The following is a 19,048-nucleotide window of genomic DNA, read 5'->3' as shown; positions in this document are numbered from 1 at the left end:
AGGCAAGTTGAAGGGTTCTAATAGTCTGAAAAGGTGAAAATATCGTTGTTCAGCGCCTGCGCCCGGATGGCATTCAGGGGCAGCTGCGGCCCTTCAGCGGCCCGTCGCTGAACACGCCCGCCACGCCCGCCGCCTTGAGCAGCTCCGCCAGTTTCACATCGCCGCAGCCCTTGCCCTTGGGGTCATCGCCCGTGCGCAGCATCGGGGGCAGGAAGTCGTTCTCCGGACGCACCGTCCAGGCGTGGACATCGAGCCCCGCCGCCTCGGCATCCGCCACCAGCGATGTCGGCGTGCCATCGGGGGCGAGCACCATGTCGATCTGCGCTCCCAGCGCGTCGGCATATTTCGCCACCTCTGCCAGCCCCGTGGGCGTCACCATCTCGGCATAGCGCATCGCGGGCTCGTCCGCCGGGCCATCTTCGGGCTTGACCAGCTGCACCAGCCTGAACCCGCCGCCGCGCTGTTTGAGGCGCTGGAGCGGCGCGATCTCGAAGCTCTGGATGAACACCGGGTCTTGCGGAGTGATGCCAAGCGCGCCGAATTCGCGCAGCAGCAGGTCGACAAGGTCGATGCCTTCGGTCTGGAGCAGGAACGTGGGGTGCTTCAGTTCTGGATAGAGGCCGATGCGCCGGCCCGTCTCGGCCTCCTTGGCGCGCACCAGCGCGACGATGTCGGCCAGCGTCGGCACCTGATACAGCCCGTCGAACCGCGCATTGGCAGGGCGCAGCGATGGGATGCGCTCCTTCGCGCGCAGGGTGCGCAGTTCGGCGAGGGTGAAGTCTTCGGCGAACCAGCCTGCGACCCGCCGCCCGTCGATGGTCTTTTCGCGGCGGCGATCCTCGAATTCCTCGCGGCGCGCGACATCGGTGGTGCCCGAAAGCTCGTTCTCGTGGCGCGAGACCAGCACAAGATCCTTGGTCGCGACCAGATCGGGCTCGATATAATCCGCGCCCTGGTCGATCGCGCGCTCGTAGGCGGCGAGGGTGTGCTCGGGCCGCTCGGCACTCGCGCCGCGATGGGCGATGATCAGCATCCCGTCTCCCTGCGCCAGCGCCGGAGAGGCCGCCGCCAGCAGCGCGGCAAGGATCAGGCGTGGCTTAGACATTCAATGCTCCCAATGCGGCGGCGAGCCGTTCGTTGCCCTGCCCGGCGATCCGCACGAAGGGCACGCGGGCATCGACAAGCACTTGGCTAACGATCCTTGCAAACCTGTGACGGTCTGCCGGGTCGCTGAAGAAGCGCGTGCCATCATCCACCCAGGGTAGATCGGGTTCGAGCAGCAGGTAGAGGTCGGCCTTGGGTGCGGCCATCAGCTCGGCGGGGCGGGTGCCCAGCAGCATCTCGGTCCACGCGGCGGTCATCAGCGCGTCGGTGTCGGCAATCAGCAGCGGCCCGGCCCAGTCGGCGGCGGCGGCGATCATCGCGGTCTGGGCGCGGCCGATCAGCAGCAGATCATCGAGCGTGAGCGGATCGCGGTGCGCCTCGCAATGGCTGCGGCCATATTCGCCGACGGTGAGCGCGCCGGTCTCTCTGGCGAGCGCGGCGGCGAGGGTGGTCTTGCCGGTGCTCTCCGCGCCGTGGAGGCAGACGGTGCGGCGGTAATGCGCCTGCACGGGCTTGGGGAGGTAAGGCCAATGCGCCGCCGGATCGGCCCGAATGGCGCTGGCGGAAAGCCCCGCGACCGGATCGTCTGACAGCCCCAGCACCCGGCCTCCCAATGGCACGAACAGCCCGCCGACTTGCCGCGCCAGCTCTGCGCCGTAATCCTCGCCGGCGAACAGGTAGTCGATGGGTTCGGGATGCACGGCACCGACGATCCCGCGCCAGATGGGCCAGAAATCGGGCGATTCTTCCGGAGCCTGCGGCACCACTTCGCCATGCCCGGCGACGCGGCAATCGGGCGCGAGTTCGCGCATCCACGCCAGCCGCGTCTCGCCCGCAATGGGGTCGTCCGGCAGCCAGCAGACCAGCACCGTCAGCTCGTCCACCAGCGCGCGGGCAGCGCGGATCAGCGCAAGGTGCCCCGCGTGCGGCGGCATGAACTTGCCGAGCAGGATGCCGCGTTTCGTCATGCGGCGATCGCCTCACCGTCGCGCGCCGCCTTCGCCCACTGGACGAGGCCCGCAGTGGCGAGCGCGAGGAACACCACATAGAGCCCGACGGTGAGGTAAAGCTCGCGGTTGAGATAGACCCCGATCGACAGCACATCGATCGCGATCCACAGCGCCCAGTTCTCCACCCGGCGCAACGCCAGCAGCACCTGCGCCACCACGCTCGCCCCCGCGATGGTCGCATCGGCATAGGGCAACGCAGCGTCGGTGAAGCGCGCCATCGCCCACCCGATGCCGAGGCTCGATGCGGCGACCAGCGCCAGCGATATACCCCGCGCCCGCCAGTCCATCCAGCTCACGCTCACCATCTGCGCCAGCCCCCCGGCGCGCGCCCACAGCCACCAGCCCCAGCCCTGCACGACGAAAAAGAACACCTGCAACCCCGCCTCGCCATAGAGCCGCGCTTCGCGGAAGATGACGAAATAGAGCGCCACCATCGCCATGCCGAAGGGGTAATTCCAAATGCTCCGCCGCACCAGCAGGCCGACATTGGCGATGCCCAGCGCAACGGCGATGATTTCCAGCGGGTTCATGCGGATTGGGGTCAGCCGAGCGCGGCGGCCCATTCCTCGGGCTTGAAGCCGACCAGCAGGCCGCCATCGTGCTCGACAATGGGCCGCTTGATCACCGAAGGGTTGGCAGCAAGGAGGGCAGGGGCGGTTGCCGCATCGGCGGCGCGCGCCTTGTCCGCGTCGGAGAGCGCGCGGTAGGTCGTGCCCTTGCGGTTCACCACCACGTCCAGTCCGGCGGCGGCGATCCACCCGGCAATGCGCTCCGGATCGGCGCCTTGCTTCTTGTAGTCGTGGAAGGTGTATTCGCGCCCGTTCTGGTCGAGCCAGAGCCGAGCTTTCTTGACCGTGTCGCAGTTGGGGATGCCGTAGAGGTGGATCACTCTTAACTCCGTTCGGGCTGAGCCTGTCGAAGCCCTGCTTTTCACTTCGGAGCGCAGAGCGATAAGAAAGTGCGGCCCTTCGACAAGCTCAGGGCGAACGGGTCAAGGGCGTTTTCCCAGATGCGCGTCGGCAATCGCCACCGCGAGCGCATCGGCCGCATCACTCCCCGCAATCACCACGCCCGGAAGCAGCACCTTCACCATCGCCGCGACCTGCGCCTTTTCCGCCGCTCCGGTGCCGGTGACGGCCTTCTTGACCAGCCGCGCGGCGTGTTCGCCCACCGTCAGCCCCGCCGCCCCGCAGGCCGCCAGCACCGCGCCGCGCGCCTGTGCCAGCTTCAGCGTGGATTGCGGGTTCTTGTTGACGAAGATTTCCTCCGCCGCCGCGCGATCGGGGCGGTGGGCGGCGATGACCGCCGCCAGCCCCTCTGCAAGCGCCGCCAGCCGCTCGGCCATCGGGGCTTTCGGGTCGGTTGTGATCTGGCCGTTGGCGACATGGGCGATCCGCGCGCCTTCGCTGCGGATCACGCCCCAGCCGGTAGAGGACAGCGAGGGGTCGAGGCCGAGGATCAGCACGCGGTCACAGCCCGATACGGATGCCGAAGCGCCACAGCATCGCGAGGCAGAAGGCTGCCCCCAGCGTCAGCGCAAGCAGCCACTCCCGCCGTTTCAGCCCAGCTTCTCCATCACCTCGTCGGAGATTTCGTAATTGCCCCAAACGGTCTGCACGTCGTCGTCATCGTCGAGCGTGTCGATCAGCTTCATCAGCGTGGTCGCGGTCGCCTCGTCGACGTCGACGGTGAGCGAGGGCTTCCACGCCAGCTTCACATTGTCCGCCGGGCCGAGCACCTTTTCGAGCTCGCCCGCCACGCCGTGCAGGTCTTCGGCGGCGGTCCAGATGGTGTGGCCGTCTTCCGAGCTTTCGACATCATCCGCGCCCGCCTCGATCGCGGCTTCGAGCACCTTTTCCTCGTCGCCCACGCTGGCCGAATATTCGATCAGCCCGCGCCGTTCGAAGCCGTGGCTGACCGAGCCCTCGCTGCCGAGGTTCCCGCCGTTCTTGGAAAAGGCGGTGCGCACATTGGTCGCGGTGCGGTTGCGGTTGTCGGTCAGCGCCTCGACGATCAGCGCCACGCCGCCCGGGCCATAGCCCTCGTAGCGCATTTCGCTGTAATCCTCGCCGCCCGCCTGCGCGGCCTTGTCGATGGCGCGCTGGATGTTGTCCTTGGGCATCGACTGCGCCTTGGCCGCATTGACCGCGAGGCGCAGGCGCGGGTTCATGTCGGGATCGGGCATGCCCATCTTGGCCGCCACGGTGATCTCGCGCGAAAGCTTGGAGAACATCGCCGCGCGTTTCTTGTCCTGCGCGCCCTTGCGATGCATGATGTTCTTGAACTTGGAATGGCCTGCCATTGGACGACTTCACCGGAAATGTTGGAAATGGTGGCGCGGGCCTTACTCCGGACGACGCGGACGATGCAAGGGCGCGCGTGGCGCAGGCGATGACCCTGCGCGATCGGCTGGCGGACGTGGGGCGCTTCGTTCTGCGGCCGAGCTATGTGGCGCAGCCGATGGCGTGGGGACGGGCGGCGGCGCTGGCGCTGCTGGCGGTGTTCGCGCTCGATCTGCTGGTTGACGCGCTGGTGAGCGAACTTAGCCTTGCGTGGGATGACCAGGCGGATTTTCTGCCATTGCCGCTTGAAGTCGAAATGACCTTGGCCGAAAATCTGTTCGAATTTCTGGTTTTTGCGCCAATCATGGAAGAACTGGCATTCAGGGGCTGGTTGACCGGGCGGACCGCGGCGCTGCGGTTTGGTGCGTACGGTATTGCGGCGATGGGCTTACTGACGGTCAGTGCATTTGCTGTTGAGCAATACGCCAACTCGATGGCGCTGGCGGCGATTGCGATAGCTTTTGCCGGACTGATCCACTGGCTAGCCACGCGCGATAGGGACACCGCTGTGCCCACATGGTTCGCCCGACATTTTCACTGGTTCGTCTGGGGATCGACTTTGCTGTTCGGCCTCATCCACCTCGGCAATTACGAGCCGTTGGCGCATCCGCTCGGTCTACTGGTCGTGCTGCCGCAGACGATCGGCGGGCTGCTGCTCGCCTACACCCGCACCCGGCTGGGCCTGCGCGCTGCGGTGGCGCACCACGCGGCCTACAACGCAATCTTTCTAGCGAGCGACTACGGGTGGTGGTAAGATCCGCTCAGACCCTCACCGCAGTCCCGCTCGCCGACACCATCAGCATCGAGCCGTTGGCGCCGATTACCTCGTAATCGAGATCGACGCCGACCACGGCATTGCCGCCCAGCGATGCGGCTTCGGCCTGCAACTCCTCGATCGCCTGCTTGCGCGCATCGGCGAGGATGCGTTCATAGCTCCCCGAGCGCCCGCCGACGATGTCGCGGATATTGGCAAACAGATCGCGGAACACGTTCGCGCCGACGATCACTTCGCCGGTGACGATGCCGAGGTAGTCCTGAATCGGACGCCCCTCGAGCGTCGGGGTGGTGCTGACGGTGATGCCGCGCGAATCTCTCCAGGGGGATGCCATTGGTGTCTCTCCTCACTAAGCCGTGTTATCGAAATAACACAGCGCGGCGAAACTGCAACGGCATCCCCCGCCGGATCAACCCATCCCGAGCGCGTTCTTGTAGGTTTCGAGCAGCATGTCCTGCTCGCTGCGGTCGTCGGGCTTCATTTTCCTGAGGCGCACGATCTGGCGCATGATCTTGGGATCGTAGCCGACTGCCTTGGCTTCCATGTAGACGTCGCGGATATCGTCGGCGATGCCCTTCTTTTCTTCCTCGAGGCGTTCGATGCGCTCGATCAGCAGGCGCAGGCGGTCGTCGGTGGCATTGGCGTTGTCGGCCATGGGGGGCTCCATCGGAAATGAGAATCGGTTGGCGGGGCGATAGCCAGCCAATCGCGCCGATTGAACCGCCCGCGCAAATTATTCCTGTGCGTTCTTCGCCACGCTGGCCTGCATCCGCGCGAGTTGCTCCTCGGTCGCGGGGGTCTGGCGGGTGGCCTTCCACTCGGCGCTGGGCATTCCGTGGATGACCTCGCGCGCGGCCTCCTTGTCGCCTTCGTAGCCTGCATCGCGGATCCAGTCGGCAAGGCAGTTGCGGCAGAAGCCCGCCAGCCCCATCAGGTCGATGTTCTGCGCGTCATGACGGTGGCGCAGGTGGCGCACCAGCCGGCGGAAGGCGGCGGCGGCCTGGGCGTCGTCGAGGTGGTCGAGCGGATCGGCATTGCTATTCATCGCGGCTTTTCCTTGAGTTGAAAAACGGGTGTGTCATAGGCGAGCGTAACTAGGGATCACCAAAAATGTCACGACGCGATCAGTCACGGATCGACCCGCGCGGCCGCAAGGTCAAGATTCTCGCCACCATCGGCCCCGCCAGCCGCTCGCCCGAGATGCTCGAGAAGCTGGTGCGGGCAGGCGCAGATGCCTTCCGCCTCAACATGAGCCACGGCAGCCACGCCGATCACGAGCCGGTGGTCGCCGCGATCCGTGCGCTGGAAAAGCAGTTCGCGCGCCCCATCGCGATCCTTGCGGACTTGCAGGGGCCCAAGCTGCGGGTCGGCACCTTTGCCGAGGGGCAGGCGGTGATCCGCCATTCGGGCCACTTCGTGCTCGACCGGGACGAGACGCCGGGCGATCACAACCGCGTCTGCCTGCCCCATCCCGAGCTGTTCGGGATCATGGAGCGCGGGCAGCGGCTGCTGATCAACGACGGCAAGATCCGCCTGAAGGTGCTCGAGGCGGACGACAGCCGCATCCTGTGCAGCGCCGAGGTGGGCGGGGTGATCTCCGACCGCAAGGGCGTGAACGTGCCCGATGCCGAAGTGCCGATCCCCGCGCTGACCGAGAAAGACCGCCGTGACCTCGCCTTCGCGACCGAACACGGGGCGGACTGGATCGCGCTCTCCTTCGTGCAGCGGCCGGAGGATATCGCCGAAGCGCGCAAGCTGATCGGCCAGCACGGCACCGCGATCTGCGCCAAGATCGAAAAGCCCAAGGCGGTCGACCGGCTGGATTCGATCATCGAACTGGCTGACGGCATCATGGTCGCGCGCGGCGATCTGGGCGTGGAGTTGGAGCCCTACGAAGTGCCGCCGCTCCAGAAGAAGATCGTTAACATGGCGCGCCGCGCGGGCAAGCCGGTGATCGTGGCGACGCAGATGCTCGAATCGATGATCGAGGCCCCGACGCCGACCCGCGCCGAAGTCTCCGACGTTGCCAATGCCGTTTATGACGGGGCCGACGCGGTGATGCTCTCGGCCGAAAGCGCGGCGGGGGCATGGCCCGAGGAATCCGTGGCGATGATGGATCGCATCGCGGTGCAGGTGGAGCGGGACGAGGGTTACAAGGCGCGGGTGCGGATGCTCGACACGCCGCCCGATGCGACCACCTCCGACGCGCTGGCCCATGCCTGCATGACCATCGCCGACACGGTGCCGATCAGCGCGATCACGGTGTTCACCTCCAGCGGATCGACCGCAAGGCGCGTGGCGCGCGAACGGCCTGCGACCCCGGTGCTGGTGCTCACGCCCTCGATGCGCACCGCGCGCCGCATGGCGCTGCTGTGGGGCGCGCACGCGGTCGCCACCAAGGATATCGGCAGCTTTGAGGAGATGATCGGCAAGGGCAAGCGCATGGCGCTGCGCCACGGCTTCAGCGAAGCGGGCACCCGCCTGATCGTGCTCGCCGGGGTGCCCTTCGGAACGCCGGGTGCGACCAACCTGCTCCACGTCGTCAGCGTGGCGGGCGACGAGCTGGAAAAGCACAAGGGCTAGCGCGCCCTCAGAACGACTGGCTGACCCTCAGGTTCAGCCGCGGCGAATTGTCGCCGGTGTCGTAGCGGTCCTCGATCAGCGGCACGGCGACTTCGAAATCGAGGTCGAGATCGCGGGTGATGTCGGTGCGCAGGCCCGCGCCGCTCGATGCGAGCGTTCCGCCGCCGACCCCCGTGCCGAGGTTCGATACCGTCCCGCCATCGGCAAAGGCATAGAGCTGCACATGGCGCGCGGCCCCCAGCGCCCGAGGCCAGTCATAGCGCAGCTCGGCCGAGCCCGCGACGCCCTCGTCGCCGACGCGCTGGGCGAAATCATAGCCGCGCAGGAAGCTGTTGCCGCCCAGCGCAAAGCTTTCGCCGACCAACAGCGGTGCGGTGGAAAGCTGGCCGGTGCTCGCCAGCGAAAGGCTTACCCGCGGGGCGATGCCGCGCCGCCAGTTCAGCCACCATGACAGCGTGGTGAAGTCGGGCACCGCGTCGAAGCGCGAGGCGAGCGGATCGTCGGCGCGGGTCGCACCCAGCACCGGCAGGCCCTGGCTCACCGTCGCCCGCCCTTGCAGCGTGCCACCCGCGAGCGGGCCGAAGCCGTAGAAACCGAGCCGGGCGAGCGCGATCCGGTCATGCCGGGCGAGTGCGCCGGAGGCATTCTGGCGCAGATCCTGCAACTCGCCGCTCGCCTCCAGCCACAGGCTGCGCGCCTGCGTGCGCATCAGCGGGTGGCGCAGGCGCAGGCCCGTCTGCCAGCCACGACCCTGCAATTCGCGCGCGGCGAGATAGGCGCCGGGCTCTGTCCGGGAATAGGAACCGAACGTGCCGACACTGGTGCCGGCATCGTTGACGATCACCGAGTAGCGCGCGCTGAAGAAGGCCAGCTCGTCCGGTTCGAACGGGGTCATCGACACGCTGAGGTCGACCCGGTCGCGCGGGGAGATCAGCCCGTTGGCATCGAAGGCGATTCGCGCCCGCACCGGGCCCAGCGGCTTGGTGCCATCGGTGGCAACCTGCACATTGCCGCTGGCATCGCTGCGCCCGGCATCGACCACCAGCACGCGGCGGGTGCCGTCGCGCGCGAAGCGGGTGGAGCGGATCCACACGCCGGGCAGATCGTCCGCCAGCAGCACCGCGCGCTGCAACTGCGTGAGGGTGACGGGCGCGGGGCCGACCAGCGTTTCGAGCTGGCGGCGGATCGCCGGATCGTCGCTGCCTTCGATCCGCACCGCGTCGATCGTGCCCTCGTCGATCCGCACCCGCAGCGTTCCGCCGGTGAGCGTCTGTTCGGGGATCCATGCGGTGGCGAGGAGATAGCCCTCCGCGCGCGCACGGGCGGCGATGGCATCGGTCAGCCGGGCAAGCTCCACACGGTCGAGCGGGCGTCCGGCAAAGGGTTCGATGACCTCGGCGAAACTCGCCCGGTCGAGCACCGTCAGCCCGTCGATCACGATCGCGCCGACATCGAGCGTCTCGCCGACCGGTTCGGCCGCAGCGCCATCAAGCACGGGCCGCAGATCGAGCCGAATCGGGGCGGAGTCTTTCGGGGGTTCCTCGTCGCGGTCGACCTGCGCGCCCGGGTTGGTGCGGTCGAGCGAATCCTGCGCCGCCAGCGGAGTCGCCAGCAGCAGGCAGCCGAATGCACAGACCTTAACCGAACGCGATGTTTTCATGGGCTCCCGATCCAGAGAGGAGCCTGTTTCCTATGCTTCAAAGGTTAACCAAAGGTCTGTGTAAGTCATAATTAACCAAGCGCTTAAACGCGATGGCTGACTCTGTTGTCTATGTGGCAGGCATGGAGATTCCCATGTGCAACCTGTCTCGCCTGATTCTGCCGCTTGTCCTGCTGCTGTTCGGCGGTGTGCCCGCGCTTGCCCAGAGCGGCGGATGGAGCGTCAGCGAGACCAAGGGGGTCGTCGTGGTGATCGATGCCAAGGGCCAGCGCGCCGCCAAGGCGGGCACCGCGCTCGCGCCCGGAGCGACGGTGCGCACCGAGGCGCGCGCTTCCGCGGTGCTGGTACGCGGGCGCGAATTCGTGACGCTGCGCCAGAACGCCCAGCTGCGCATCCCGCTCCCCGCGCAGCAGAAGGAGCGCGGGCTTATCCAGATCATTCAGGACTATGGCAGCGCGCTATTCAGTATCGGCAAGCAGAAGAACCCGCATTTCGGGGTGGAGACGCCCTATCTGGCGGCGGTGGTGAAGGGCACGACCTTCGTCATCACGGTCAGCGAAGAGGGCGCGAGCCTGCAAGTGACCGAGGGCGCCGTGGAAACCTCCACCCTCGATGGCGGCGCGCGCGATCTGATCCTGCCCGGTTCGGTGGCGATGATTGCAGCGGGCGATCCGCTGCGCATGGTGGTCGAGGGTGAGGGGCGGCGCGTGATCGATTCGCCCGCACGCCCGGCTGGCGGGCCTCCCGCAGCCGCGCCCGGTGCGGCCAGTGTGCAACCGGCGGCGGCTTCGGGCCAGAGCGACGGGCAGGCACGCGGTCAGGCCCGAATCGCGCAGGCGATCGTCAGCAGCCCCGGCGACCTCGGCGAAATGTCGCGCGGGTTTGTCTCGGGCGAAGTGACCGCGCTGGCAGCGGTGGTGGCGGCCGACAACACGGCGCGCGGCAATGCCCCGGCCTTCGGCAACTCCGCCGGACGCAGCGACGAGGGTAACAGCAACAGCGGCGGCAATGGTAACGGAAACGGCAACGGCGGCGGCAACGGCGGCGGCAACGGCGGCGGCAACGGTGGCGGTGACGACGGCGACGACGGTAATCCCGGCAACGGCAACGGCAACGGCAACGGCAACGGCAACGGCAACGGCAACGGCAATGGCGGCGGCGGTGATGACGGCAATTCCGGCAACGGCAACGGAAACGGCAACGGAAACGGAAACGGAAACGGAAACAACGGCAACGGGAACGGCGGCGGCGGCGATGACGGCAATCCCGGCAACGGCAATGGTGGCGGAAACGGCAACGGTGGCGGGAACGGCAACGGAAACGGCAACGGTGGCGATGACGGCAATCCCGGCAACGGCAATGGTAGCGGAAACGGCAACGGTGGCGGGAACGGCAACGGAAACGGCAACGGTGGCGATGACGGCAATCCCGGCAATGGCAATGGTGGCGGCAACGGCAATGGGAACGGCAACGGCAATGGCGGCGGTGGTGGCAACGGGGGCAATCCGGGACGCCAGAGCTTCGACCTCGGTCTGGAAGCACGCCCTGGCGCTGACGTGATCCGCCGCTGAGGGCGCTTCGGCCTCACCCATGCACCCCTTCCCTCAGCGCTCCGCCATTCTGCCCGGCAAGTCCGCCGCGGCCCTCCCGGCCGATAGCTGGCGCATCCTTGCGCTGATGCTCGGCGCGCTGGTGCTGGCGGCGGCGCTGACGGCCATGGCGGGCCTGTGGCGCGGCGCGGACCAGCGGCTTGAGGAACTCTCCTTCGGCGTCTTCGACCGTCCGGCCAGCGGGCAGATTCACATCGTCGAGATGGACGCTGCATCGATGGCGACCATCCAGCGCTGGCCCTGGCCGCGCGATCACTACGCCCGCGTGGTGAGCGCGCTCGATGCGGCGGGCGCGCGCTCGATCAGCTTCGATGTCGACCTGTCGAGCGCTGGCGATCCGGCAGGCGACCGCGCGCTTGCCGAAGCGATCGCCGCCGCGCGCGCGCCGGTGGCGCTGGCGACCTTCGCGCAAAAGGCGGGCGCGGACGATCAACGCGAGCTCGATTCGCTGCCGATCCCGATCCTGCGTGAACCCGCCCACCTCGCCTCGGTCTCGGTCGCGCCCGACTCGGACGGATATGTGCGCCACCTGCCACTGGGCACGGTGACCGGCGGAACCGCGCGGCCTTCGCTGGCCTCTTTCGTCGGCGGGCGGAGCGGGACGGTGGACCAGCATTTCCCGGTCGACTTTGCGATCCGCCCCGATTCAATCCCGCGCCATAGCTTCGTCGCGGTCGAACGCGGCATGATCCCGCCCGGCAGTCTCGAAGGCAAGGACGTGATCATCGGCGCGACCGCGATCGAGCTGTTCGATCGCTACGCCGTGCCGCAGCACAGCGTCATTCCCGGCGTGGTGGTCCAGGCCATCGCTGCCGAGACGCTGGCGCGGGGCGTTCCGAGCTACGGCTCGTGGTCGTTGCCGCTGGCGATCGCGACGCTGATGGCGCTGGTGGTGCTGACCGCGCGAAGCCGCAGCACGGTGTGGGTGCGCAGCGGCGCGGCGCTGGTGCTGCTGCTGATCGGCTGGCTGGCGGCGCGGCAGGCCGCAGGGGTGTGGTTCGAGATCGCTCCGGCGCTGGGGCTGGTGTTTGCGGCAGGCGCGCTGCGCCACATCTCGCTCGCCCAGCGCTTCAGCGCGCTGCGCCGCCAGATCGATCCGCACAGCCAGCTTCCCAACCGCCTCGGCTTCGAGGCCCGCGCGGCCGCGCCAAGCGATCGCTTCGTCATTGTCGCCCAGATCGACGACTTCGACGCGCTTCAGTTGGCTATCGACAACGCGGGCCTGGGCGCGCTGCTGCGGCGGCTGGCCGAGCGGCTCGAAGTCGCCACCGGCGCTGGACAGATATACCGGATCGAAGACCGCACGCTGCTGTGGGTCTCCGCATTGCAGATCGACGAGATCGAGGCGCAGCTGGCGGGGCTGCGCGCGATCATGCGCAGTCCGTTCGAGATTGCCGGGCGCAGGCTGGGCGTGGGCCTGACCTTCGGCGTGGCCGATTGCGGCGCGAGCGACCCCGCCGCCCGTGCCGCCCACGCCGCCAGCCTCGCCAAGCGCGCGGGCAAGCATTGGCGGCTCGATGACGAGGCGTCGGATGCTGCGGCCTCGGACCAGTTCTCGCTGCTGGGCGAGCTTGAAGGCGCGCTCGAATCGGGACAGATCGTCCCCTTCTATCAGCCAAAGCTCAACCTCAGGACCAAGCGGATCGATGCGGTCGAGGCGCTGGTGCGCTGGCAGCATCCCGAGCGCGGCTTCCTTCCCCCCGATTGCTTCATCCCGCTGTTCGAGGAAGCCGGGCGGATCGACGACCTGACGCTGGCGGTGCTGCGGCAATCGCTTGCCGACATGCGCCGCTGGCGCGAGGCCGGGCTCGAGATCGGCGCGGCGGTCAATATCTCGGCGGTGTTGCTCTCTTCGGAAAGCTTCGCCACACGCGCGCTGGCGCTGGTCGAGGCAAGCGGGATGCCGGCCGGCGCGGTGACCTTCGAAGTCACGGAAAGCGCCCAGTTCGAAGACGTCACGGTCGCCATCGCCACGCTCGAGCGGTTCCGCGCGCGGGGCATCCGCATTTCGATGGACGATTACGGCACCGGCCAGTCGACGCTCAACTACATCAAGCTGCTGCCCTTGTCGGAGCTGAAGATCGACCGGATGTTCGTGGCCAATGCCCATGCCGACCGGGGGGATGCGCTGCTGGTGCGTTCGACCATCCAGCTGGCGCACGAGCTGGGCCTCAAGGTGGTGGCCGAGGGGATCGAGGAGGCCGCCTGCCTCGCCTTCCTCGAAGGAATCGGCTGCGACTATGCGCAGGGCTACTTCATTGGACGCCCGCTGAAGGCCGACGATCTCGCCGCGCTGGCGGCGGCTTATGGCCCGAAGCGCACGCACCCGCTTCCCGTCGTCGCGGCGGCCTGATAGCCTACCTTCCGGCGAAAGATCGCACGGGAGGACGGAATGCACCGAAGGATTGTCGCACTGGCGCTGGCGAGCGCACTGGCGGGTTGTGCCACGATGGAGCGCGAGGTCTCGCCCGACATGGTCGCCGAAGGCCCGATGACCTGCAACGCGGCGAATGCGCAGTCGCATGTCGGACAGCAGGCGAATCAGGCGACGGGCGCGGCGATCCTCAAGGACAGCGGCGCGCGCAGCCTGCGCTGGGGCCCGCCGCGCAGCGCCTGGACGATGGACTACCGCGAAGACCGCGTGAACGTGCGCTACGACGACGCGATGAAAATCACCGAGATCACCTGCGGATGAGCGCGCGCAGCAGGGTGACCTCGGGCTCGCCCTATGAAGCCACTTTCGGCTTTGCCCGCGCGGTGCGGGAGGGGAACCGCATCATCGTCGCAGGCACCGGGCCGGTCGAGCCCGATGGTTCGACCACGCCGGGCGATGCCGCCGCGCAGGCGGAGCGCTGCTGCGCGATCATCGCCGCGGCGATCGAGGAACTCGGCGGCAGCGCGGGCGATGTGGTGCGCACCCGGATGCTGCTGACCGACCCGGCCGATCAGGACGCGGTCGGTGCAGTCCACGCACGCTGGTTCGGCGCAGCCCGTCCGGCGGCGACGATGGCGGGGGTGGCGTGGCTGTGCCGTCCCGAATGGCGTGTGGAAATCGAGGCCGAGGCGGTGGTCGGCGCGGATCAGGCCTGAGGCACGGCGAGCCGCTGGCTGACCAGCGCGATCAGTGCTTCGAGATCGGGGAGCGCGCCGAGTTCCTCCGCACTCACCAGCACTTGCGGCGCGTCCTCGGACTTTGCCAGCAGGATTGCGGGAAGCGCAATCGCGAGGCCAGGGAAGGCCGCCGCGAAATCATCCCTGTGGTGGAATACCTTGGTCAGCGGCAGGTGCTTCAGAAAGTCTCGCCAGCGCCCGTGCATCGACACCCAGCCATAGGTCAGCGCACACAGCGAGCAGGGATAGGTTTCCGGACGCACCACCTTCCACACCGCGTCCTTCACCGCGTTCAGCAAGCCGCTGTCGGCGTTGTAGACGAGGATCAGGCGCGCATTGGCAGGGTTCATGACACCCTATTCGCACCGGACCGGCCCGAAGGTTGCAGCAAATCGCCAGTGCCTAGCAAAATTCCGCCCCGGCCCGCCGCGCGCCAGCCTTTTCCCCGCTGGCAAACCCCGTTAGAGCACCTCGCCATGAACGGACAATTCCAACTCACCGAAGACCAGCTCGCGATCCGCGAGGTCGCCCAGCGCTTCACCGCCGACCGCATCACCCCCAACGCCGCCGAGTGGGACGAAAAGCACATCTTCCCGCGCGACGTGATCAAGGAAAGCGCCCAGCTCGGCTTCGGCGCGATCTATGTCTCGGAAGCTTCCGGCGGGATCGGCCTCGGCCGGCTGGAGGCGGCGCTGATCATGGAGGCGATGGCCTATGGCTGCCCTTCGACCAGCGCCTTCATCTCGATCCACAACATGGCCGCCTGGATGATCGACCAGTTCGGCGGGGCCGAGGTCAAGGCGAAGTATCTGCCCGATCTCGTCACCATGGAAAAGATTGCCAGCTACGCCCTGACCGAACCCGGCAGCGGATCGGACGCGGCGGCGCTCAAGACCACCGCGCGGCTCGACGGCGACTACTATGTGCTCAACGGCACCAAGCAGTTCATCTCGGGCGGCGGCGTGAACGATGTCTATGTCACGATGGTGCGCACCAGCGATCACAAGACCAAGGGCATCACCTGCCTCGTGATCGACAAGAACACCCCCGGCGTCAGCTTCGGCGCGCCGGAGAAGAAGCTCGGCTGGAACGCCTCGCCCACCGCCCAGGTGATCTTTGAGGACGCGCGCGTGCCGGTCGCCAACCGCGTCGGCGACGAGGGCGAGGGCTTCCGCTTCGCGATGATGGGATTGGACGGCGGACGGCTCAACATCGGCGCGTGCTCGCTCGGCGGGGCGCAGCGCTGTCTGGACGAGGCGATTGCCTATACCAGGGATCGCAAGCAGTTCGATCAGCCGGTCGCCGATTTCCAGAACACCCAGTTCATGCTCGCCGATATGGCGACCGATCTGGAGGCGGCGCGCGCGCTGCTCTATCTCGCGGCGGCAAAGGTCACCGACAACGCGCCCGACAAGTCGCGCTTTTCGGCGATGGCCAAGCGGCTGGCGACCGACAGCGGCAGCAAGATCGTCAATGACGCGCTGCAATTGTTCGGCGGCTATGGCTACCTCAAGGACTACCCCATCGAGCGCTTCTGGCGCGACCTGCGCGTCCACTCTATCCTCGAAGGCACCAATCAGGTGATGCGCATGATCGTGGGCCGCGATCTGCTGCGCCAGTGATGGGCACAAGGCTTGCCCTGACGACGCTGGTGGTGCCCGATTACGATGCGGGCATCGCGTTCTTCGTGGGCGCGCTCGGCTTCGATCTGATCGAAGACAGCGACATGGGCGGCGGCAAGCGCTGGGTGGTGGTCGGCGGCAAGGATGGCGGCCGATTGCTGCTCGCCCGGGCCGCTAATGAGGCGCAGACCGCTGCGATCGGCAACCAGACCGGCGGGCGCGTGGGCTTTTTCGCGCACACGGATGATTTCACAAGCACCCAGGCACGTCTCGTCGATGCAGGGGTGACATTTCACGAAGAGCCGCGCCACGAGAGCTATGGCACAGTGGCCGTGTTCAGCGATCCCTTCGGCAACCGCTGGGACCTGATCGAACCGAAAGTAACGGGGCAATGACTGACGACGTTCTGATCCGGGTAAACGGCCCGATCGGCCATATCAGCCTCAACCGGCCCAAGGCGCTGCACGCGCTGACACTCGAGATGTGCCACGCGATGAGCGCGGCGCTGAGCGCGTGGGCTCAGGATGACGCGATCAAGGCGGTGATCCTCGATCATGCCGAGGGCCGCGGCTTCTGCGCCGGGGGCGACATCGCCTTCCTGCGCGATTCCGCGCTGAACGATGGCGGCGTGTCGGGCCGCAAGTTCTTCCACGACGAATATCAGCTCAATCACCAGATGTTCACCTATCCCAAGCCGATCGTCGCCTTCATGGACGGCATCACGATGGGCGGAGGCGTAGGCATCTCGCAGCCCGCCAAGTTCCGCGTGGCGACCGAGAACACCCGTTTCGCCATGCCCGAGACCGGGATAGGCCTGTTCCCCGATGTCGGCGGCGGCTGGTATCTGTCGCGCCTCGGGCGGCGGCTGGGGCAGTTCCTCGCGCTCACCGGCGCGCGGCTTGACGGGGCGGAATGCCTGTGGACGGGGCTGGCGACGCATTATGTGCCGCACGAGATGCTCGAAGATATCAAGGCGCGCATCCACGATCATCCCGACCGGATCGCGGGCATCCTTTCCGAACCCGTCGGCACCCCGCCCAAGGCGCGGATCGAGGCCAATGCAGATAAAATCGCCAAGCACTTCGCTTCGGACCGTTACGAGGACATTCTCGCCAGCCTCGAAGCCGCGGCGGACGCGGGGGACGACTGGGCGATGAAGGAGCGTGACACGCTCGGCACCAAGAGCCCGCAGACCTGCAAGGTCGCGCTGCGCCAGCTGGCCGAGAGCGCCGCGCTCACCGACTTTGCCGACAATATGCGGATGGAATACCGCATCGCCAGCCGCGTGCTGACCCGCCCCGATTTCGCCGAGGGCGTGCGCGCGGTGATCATCGACAAGACCGGCGATCCCAAGTGGAACCCTGCTACCCCCGAAGGCGTGACCGACGACCTGCTCGACGCGATCTTCGCAGCCCTGCCCGAAGGCGAGGAATGGAAACCCCTATGACCTACGAAACCATCACCGTTGAAGCCGACGCTCAGGGCCACAAGGGCGTCACGCTGCTGACGATCAACCGGCCGCAGGCGCTGAATGCGCTCAACTCCAAGGTGCTCGAAGAGCTGATCGCCGCCTTCGCCGCCTATCAGGCCGACAGCTCGCAGCTGTGCGCGGTGCTCACCGGCACCGGCGACAAGGCGTTCGCGGCGGGCGCCGACATCAAGGAAATGAGCGAGAAGGCCGCGGCCGATTTCTATCTCGACGATTTCTTCAGCCCGTGGACGTCCGAGATCGTCAAGAAGACCCGCAAGCCGTGGATCGCGGCGGTCAACGGCTTTGCGCTGGGCGGCGGGTGCGAGCTTGCCATGATGGCGGACTTCATCATCGCCTCGGACAAGGCCAAGTTCGGCCAGCCCGAGATCAAGTTGGGCGTTGCGCCCGGCATGGGCGGCTCGCAGCGGTTGACCCGTGCGATCGGCAAGTCGAAGTCGATGGAAATGTGCCTCACCGGCCGGATGATGGGCGCCGAAGAGGCCGAGCGCAGCAACCTCGTCGCCCGCGTGGTTCCGCATGAGGATCTGATCGCCGAGACCCTCAAGACCGCCGCGACCATCGCCGCGATGCCGCCGATGGCGACCATCGCCAACAAGGAGATGGTGAACTCGGCCTTCGAGATGACGCTGGATCAGGGCCTGATCGTCGAGCGACGCATCTTCCAGATCCTCACCGCCTCCGAGGACAAGGCCGAAGGCATGGCGGCCTTCATCGAGAAGCGCGAAGGACAGTGGAAGGGGCGGTAGTCCAAGTGCCCCTCCCGCCGGCGGGAGGGGTTAGAGGTGGGAATGCACCTCGCGCCTTTGCATTAATCTCGCGGTGAGCAGGCCCACCCCCGGCCCCTCCCGCAAGCGGGAGGGGAGAACAATGAAAATCGCCTTTATCGGTCTCGGCAACATGGGCGGCGGGATGGCCGCGAACCTGGTCAAGGCGGGCCACGAGGTCCGCGCTTTCGACCTTTCCGAACCCGCGCTCGCCGCCGCGCGGGTGGCGGGATGCCAGACCTTCGCGACGGCTAAGGAAGCCTGTGAGGGCGTTGAGGCGGTCGTCTCGATGCTGCCCAACGGCGCGATCGTTCGGCAAGTCTACTGGGACGATGTCATCGGCCATGCACCCGAAGGCGCGATCCTGCTCGATTGCTCGACTATCGACGTTGCCACTGCGCGTGAGGTGATCGAAGTGACCGAACAGCATGGCTACCAGATGGTCGACGCGCCCGTCAGCGGCGGGATCGCGGCGGCGGCGGGTGGCACGCTCACATTCATGGTGGGCGGCTCCGACGAAGCCTTCGCCCGCGCGAAGCCGATCCTCGCGGCAATGGGCAAGGCCGTGATCCACGCGGGCGCGGCGGGCAACGGGCAGGCCGCGAAAATCTGCAACAACATGCTGCTCGCGATCCACATGATCGGCACCTGCGAGGCCTTTGCGATGGCAGAAAAGCTGGGGCTCGACCCGCAGACCTTCTACGATATTTCCAGCGTCTCGAGCGGCCAGTGCTGGTCGATGACGTCCTATTGCCCGGTGCCCGGCGTGGGCCCGGTCACCCCGGCCGACAAGGGCTATCAGGGCGGCTTCGCTGCCGGGCTGATGCTCAAGGACCTCAATCTGGCGATCGAGGCGGCCACGAGCGCGGGCGCGAAGGTCGAATTGGGCGAGCACGCGTGGTCGATCTACGCAGCCTTCGCAAGAGACCACGCCGCGACCGATTTCTCGGGGATCATCGAAACGCTTTGACGCGA

The 19,048-nt window shown here is 67.2% G+C and carries 22 protein-coding genes; 11 read left to right on the top strand and 11 right to left on the bottom strand.

All coding sequences use genetic code 11. The features are described 5' to 3' along the window. Nucleotides 1–73: 73 nt before the first annotated feature. From E2E27_RS01580 to E2E27_RS01555, 6 genes are all read right to left on the bottom strand, one after another. Nucleotides 74–1,105 carry a glycerophosphodiester phosphodiesterase family protein gene (locus E2E27_RS01580; RefSeq protein ID WP_141457365.1) on the bottom strand — a complete coding sequence of 344 codons (1,032 nt, stop codon included), beginning with the start codon at nucleotides 1,103–1,105 and terminating at the stop codon, nucleotides 74–76. Then, nucleotides 1,098–2,072: an AAA family ATPase gene (locus tag E2E27_RS01575; protein ID WP_141457363.1), complete on the bottom strand. Its 975-nt coding sequence runs from the start codon at nucleotides 2,070–2,072 to the stop codon at nucleotides 1,098–1,100. The genes E2E27_RS01580 and E2E27_RS01575 overlap by 8 nt, the downstream gene beginning before the upstream one ends. Next, nucleotides 2,069–2,677, bottom strand: coding sequence for a nicotinamide riboside transporter PnuC (gene pnuC, locus E2E27_RS01570; RefSeq protein ID WP_353653630.1), 609 nt, complete (start codon nucleotides 2,675–2,677; stop codon nucleotides 2,069–2,071). Before pnuC ends, E2E27_RS01575 begins: the two co-directional genes overlap by 4 nt. After that, on the bottom strand, nucleotides 2,656–3,003 hold the full coding sequence (locus tag E2E27_RS01565) for a Spx/MgsR family RNA polymerase-binding regulatory protein (RefSeq protein WP_141457359.1): 348 nt from the start codon (nucleotides 3,001–3,003) through the stop codon (nucleotides 2,656–2,658). Before E2E27_RS01565 ends, pnuC begins: the two co-directional genes overlap by 22 nt. A 102-nt stretch (nucleotides 3,004–3,105) precedes the next feature. Next, entirely contained in the window at nucleotides 3,106–3,579 is a 474-nt protein-coding gene (gene ruvC, locus E2E27_RS01560) for a crossover junction endodeoxyribonuclease RuvC (protein WP_141457357.1), read from the bottom strand. 93 nt (nucleotides 3,580–3,672) lie between these two features. Beyond that, the gene (locus tag E2E27_RS01555; RefSeq protein ID WP_141457355.1) at nucleotides 3,673–4,416 is read right to left on the bottom strand and encodes a YebC/PmpR family DNA-binding transcriptional regulator; all 744 of its coding nucleotides are present in this window, start codon (nucleotides 4,414–4,416) and stop codon (nucleotides 3,673–3,675) included. Between E2E27_RS01555 and E2E27_RS01550 the strand changes: the two genes are divergently transcribed. Further along, nucleotides 4,416–5,210 carry a CPBP family glutamic-type intramembrane protease gene (locus E2E27_RS01550; RefSeq protein WP_141457354.1) on the top strand — a complete coding sequence of 265 codons (795 nt, stop codon included), beginning with the start codon at nucleotides 4,416–4,418 and terminating at the stop codon, nucleotides 5,208–5,210. The genes E2E27_RS01555 and E2E27_RS01550 overlap by 1 nt on opposite strands. 7 nt (nucleotides 5,211–5,217) lie before the next feature. Here the strand turns inward: E2E27_RS01550 and E2E27_RS01545 are convergent, their stop codons facing one another. From E2E27_RS01545 to E2E27_RS01535, 3 genes are all read right to left on the bottom strand, one after another. Continuing rightward, nucleotides 5,218–5,565 (bottom strand): heavy metal-binding domain-containing protein, encoded by a 348-nt coding sequence (locus tag E2E27_RS01545; RefSeq protein WP_181443519.1) that lies wholly within the window; start codon nucleotides 5,563–5,565, stop codon nucleotides 5,218–5,220. 75 nt (nucleotides 5,566–5,640) lie between these two features. After that, a complete protein-coding gene (locus E2E27_RS01540) occupies nucleotides 5,641–5,886 on the bottom strand; it encodes a DUF2312 domain-containing protein (RefSeq protein ID WP_141457352.1) in 246 nt (81 codons plus the stop codon). Nucleotides 5,887–5,964: 78 nt separating this feature from the next. Next, a complete protein-coding gene (locus E2E27_RS01535) occupies nucleotides 5,965–6,276 on the bottom strand; it encodes a DUF1244 domain-containing protein (protein WP_141457350.1) in 312 nt (103 codons plus the stop codon). Nucleotides 6,277–6,341: 65 nt separating this feature from the next. Here E2E27_RS01535 and pyk point away from each other — a divergent pair, with 65 nt between their 5' ends. Next, complete coding sequence (gene pyk, locus E2E27_RS01530; protein WP_141457348.1) at nucleotides 6,342–7,814, top strand: pyruvate kinase; 1,473 nt, start codon at nucleotides 6,342–6,344, stop codon at nucleotides 7,812–7,814. 7 nt (nucleotides 7,815–7,821) lie between these two features. Here the strand turns inward: pyk and E2E27_RS01525 are convergent, their stop codons facing one another. Then, nucleotides 7,822–9,474: a ShlB/FhaC/HecB family hemolysin secretion/activation protein gene (locus E2E27_RS01525; RefSeq protein WP_141457346.1), complete on the bottom strand. Its 1,653-nt coding sequence runs from the start codon at nucleotides 9,472–9,474 to the stop codon at nucleotides 7,822–7,824. 92 nt (nucleotides 9,475–9,566) lie between these two features. Here E2E27_RS01525 and E2E27_RS01520 point away from each other — a divergent pair, with 92 nt between their 5' ends. From E2E27_RS01520 to E2E27_RS01505, 4 genes are read left to right on the top strand one after another with little or no spacing between them, the layout of a single operon-like run. Then, entirely contained in the window at nucleotides 9,567–11,045 is a 1,479-nt protein-coding gene (locus E2E27_RS01520) for a FecR domain-containing protein (protein WP_141457344.1), read from the top strand. 19 nt (nucleotides 11,046–11,064) lie between these two features. Beyond that, entirely contained in the window at nucleotides 11,065–13,437 is a 2,373-nt protein-coding gene (locus E2E27_RS01515) for an EAL domain-containing protein (RefSeq protein WP_141457342.1), read from the top strand. Nucleotides 13,438–13,476: 39 nt separating this feature from the next. Then, nucleotides 13,477–13,779 carry an I78 family peptidase inhibitor gene (locus E2E27_RS01510; protein WP_141457340.1) on the top strand — a complete coding sequence of 101 codons (303 nt, stop codon included), beginning with the start codon at nucleotides 13,477–13,479 and terminating at the stop codon, nucleotides 13,777–13,779. Continuing rightward, the gene (locus tag E2E27_RS01505) at nucleotides 13,776–14,174 is read left to right on the top strand and encodes a RidA family protein (protein ID WP_141457337.1); all 399 of its coding nucleotides are present in this window, start codon (nucleotides 13,776–13,778) and stop codon (nucleotides 14,172–14,174) included. Before E2E27_RS01510 ends, E2E27_RS01505 begins: the two co-directional genes overlap by 4 nt. On the opposite strand, the gene E2E27_RS01500 is transcribed toward E2E27_RS01505, so the two are convergent. After that, nucleotides 14,165–14,545 carry a hypothetical protein gene (locus E2E27_RS01500; protein WP_141457336.1) on the bottom strand — a complete coding sequence of 127 codons (381 nt, stop codon included), beginning with the start codon at nucleotides 14,543–14,545 and terminating at the stop codon, nucleotides 14,165–14,167. The two genes, E2E27_RS01505 and E2E27_RS01500, sit on opposite strands and share 10 nt — an antisense overlap. A gap of 126 nt (nucleotides 14,546–14,671) precedes the next feature. Here E2E27_RS01500 and E2E27_RS01495 point away from each other — a divergent pair, with 126 nt between their 5' ends. The 5 genes from E2E27_RS01495 (at nucleotide 14,672) to mmsB (ending at nucleotide 19,043) form a co-directional block, all read left to right on the top strand. Beyond that, a complete protein-coding gene (locus tag E2E27_RS01495) occupies nucleotides 14,672–15,817 on the top strand; it encodes an acyl-CoA dehydrogenase family protein (RefSeq protein ID WP_141457334.1) in 1,146 nt (381 codons plus the stop codon). Beyond that, complete coding sequence (locus E2E27_RS01490) at nucleotides 15,817–16,212, top strand: VOC family protein (RefSeq protein WP_141457332.1); 396 nt, start codon at nucleotides 15,817–15,819, stop codon at nucleotides 16,210–16,212. Before E2E27_RS01495 ends, E2E27_RS01490 begins: the two co-directional genes overlap by 1 nt. Continuing rightward, entirely contained in the window at nucleotides 16,209–17,264 is a 1,056-nt protein-coding gene (locus tag E2E27_RS01485) for an enoyl-CoA hydratase/isomerase family protein (protein WP_141457330.1), read from the top strand. Before E2E27_RS01490 ends, E2E27_RS01485 begins: the two co-directional genes overlap by 4 nt. After that, nucleotides 17,261–18,055, top strand: a complete 795-nt coding sequence (locus E2E27_RS01480; protein WP_141457328.1) for an enoyl-CoA hydratase-related protein — start codon at nucleotides 17,261–17,263, stop codon at nucleotides 18,053–18,055. The genes E2E27_RS01485 and E2E27_RS01480 overlap by 4 nt, the downstream gene beginning before the upstream one ends. A 121-nt stretch (nucleotides 18,056–18,176) precedes the next feature. Further along, nucleotides 18,177–19,043 (top strand): 3-hydroxyisobutyrate dehydrogenase, encoded by an 867-nt coding sequence (gene mmsB / locus E2E27_RS01475; RefSeq protein ID WP_141457326.1) that lies wholly within the window; start codon nucleotides 18,177–18,179, stop codon nucleotides 19,041–19,043. Nucleotides 19,044–19,048 lie beyond the last annotated feature (5 nt).

This window comes from Porphyrobacter sp. YT40, assembly GCF_006542605.1.
Taxonomy (GTDB): Bacteria; Pseudomonadota; Alphaproteobacteria; order Sphingomonadales; family Sphingomonadaceae; genus Erythrobacter.
Note: the sequence above shows the minus strand (reverse complement) of the source record. Positions and strands in the feature narration are given on the sequence as shown.

Coding starts and splice junctions, on each gene's coding strand:
- E2E27_RS01490 (WP_141457332.1), top strand. CDS start 15,817: ATGGGCACAAGGCTTGCCCTGACGACGCTGGTGGTGCCCGATTACGAT.
- E2E27_RS01495 (WP_141457334.1), top strand. CDS start 14,672: ATGAACGGACAATTCCAACTCACCGAAGACCAGCTCGCGATCCGCGAG.
- E2E27_RS01545 (WP_181443519.1), bottom strand. CDS start 5,565: ATGGCATCCCCCTGGAGAGATTCGCGCGGCATCACCGTCAGCACCACC.
- E2E27_RS01515 (WP_141457342.1), top strand. CDS start 11,065: ATGCACCCCTTCCCTCAGCGCTCCGCCATTCTGCCCGGCAAGTCCGCC.
- E2E27_RS01510 (WP_141457340.1), top strand. CDS start 13,477: ATGCACCGAAGGATTGTCGCACTGGCGCTGGCGAGCGCACTGGCGGGT.
- mmsB (WP_141457326.1), top strand. CDS start 18,177: ATGAAAATCGCCTTTATCGGTCTCGGCAACATGGGCGGCGGGATGGCC.
- E2E27_RS01485 (WP_141457330.1), top strand. CDS start 16,209: ATGACTGACGACGTTCTGATCCGGGTAAACGGCCCGATCGGCCATATC.
- E2E27_RS01540 (WP_141457352.1), bottom strand. CDS start 5,886: ATGGCCGACAACGCCAATGCCACCGACGACCGCCTGCGCCTGCTGATC.
- E2E27_RS01575 (WP_141457363.1), bottom strand. CDS start 2,072: ATGACGAAACGCGGCATCCTGCTCGGCAAGTTCATGCCGCCGCACGCG.
- E2E27_RS01500 (WP_141457336.1), bottom strand. CDS start 14,545: ATGAACCCTGCCAATGCGCGCCTGATCCTCGTCTACAACGCCGACAGC.
- E2E27_RS01555 (WP_141457355.1), bottom strand. CDS start 4,416: ATGGCAGGCCATTCCAAGTTCAAGAACATCATGCATCGCAAGGGCGCG.
- E2E27_RS01525 (WP_141457346.1), bottom strand. CDS start 9,474: ATGAAAACATCGCGTTCGGTTAAGGTCTGTGCATTCGGCTGCCTGCTG.
- E2E27_RS01505 (WP_141457337.1), top strand. CDS start 13,776: ATGAGCGCGCGCAGCAGGGTGACCTCGGGCTCGCCCTATGAAGCCACT.
- E2E27_RS01580 (WP_141457365.1), bottom strand. CDS start 1,105: ATGTCTAAGCCACGCCTGATCCTTGCCGCGCTGCTGGCGGCGGCCTCT.
- E2E27_RS01520 (WP_141457344.1), top strand. CDS start 9,567: ATGGCTGACTCTGTTGTCTATGTGGCAGGCATGGAGATTCCCATGTGC.
- pyk (WP_141457348.1), top strand. CDS start 6,342: ATGTCACGACGCGATCAGTCACGGATCGACCCGCGCGGCCGCAAGGTC.
- pnuC (WP_353653630.1), bottom strand. CDS start 2,677: ATGGGCCGCCGCGCTCGGCTGACCCCAATCCGCATGAACCCGCTGGAA.
- E2E27_RS01535 (WP_141457350.1), bottom strand. CDS start 6,276: ATGAATAGCAATGCCGATCCGCTCGACCACCTCGACGACGCCCAGGCC.
- E2E27_RS01480 (WP_141457328.1), top strand. CDS start 17,261: ATGACCTACGAAACCATCACCGTTGAAGCCGACGCTCAGGGCCACAAG.